Source organism: Bacillus sp. P4_D3 (assembly GCF_056401855.1).
In genome coordinates, this window is sequence record NZ_JBFUIN010001228.1 from 1 (window position 1) to 649 (window position 649).

Annotated in this window: 1 protein-coding gene and 1 pseudogene; both read right to left on the bottom strand. The window is 29.1% G+C overall.

Annotated features, from left to right (window positions below):
* Positions 1 to 306 (bottom strand): response regulator (locus AC1DTM_RS30480; protein ID WP_477001704.1); only part of this gene is annotated, 306 nt, incomplete at its 3' end.
* 34 nt (positions 307 to 340) lie between these two features.
* A pseudogene (locus AC1DTM_RS30485) lies at positions 341 to 649 on the bottom strand (alpha/beta hydrolase); the annotation flags it as partial.

Sequence of the window (649 nt, forward strand, 5' to 3'; positions counted from 1 at the left end):
AGGTTTTATCATGTATTCTTCTCCAATGGTAAGACCTTTTAGTTTACTATCAATATCATTCCGAGCTGATAGAAATATGATTGGAATATTTAATCCTAGATTTTTTATTTTCTTTGTAATTTGATATCCATCTTCACCTGGTAACATAACATCCATTATGACTAAATCTATCTCATGAATTACATCAAGAACATTCTTCCCTTCTTTCTCCCAACACACATTGTACTTCTCGCGCTGCAAAATTTTTTGTAATATATCTCCTATAATCAAATCGTCTTCAACAATTAATATGTTATATTCTTTCATCATGTAGACCTTCCATCACTAAAATAACAATAGCTTAGTTCTTCACTACTTTATTATTAATAAAATCCATTGCAAATTTGTATATTTCATCCGGAGCGTATAAATAAATACTATGTGTACCTTCAATTATTTTCACATCAGCTATTAATAACTTACTAGCAAACTCCTTATAATCTTCGTTTTTTTGCTTTGTATACTTCGAATCTTTATATTGCCTAGCAATCGCATCTATAAATAAAATAGGTGTTTCTTTTGGGATTGATAAGGAATTTGATTTTTTACCGTTATTGTAGCTTTGTAACAACTCTTGCTTCATATCATCATTAAAAGCCCTCTTATATGT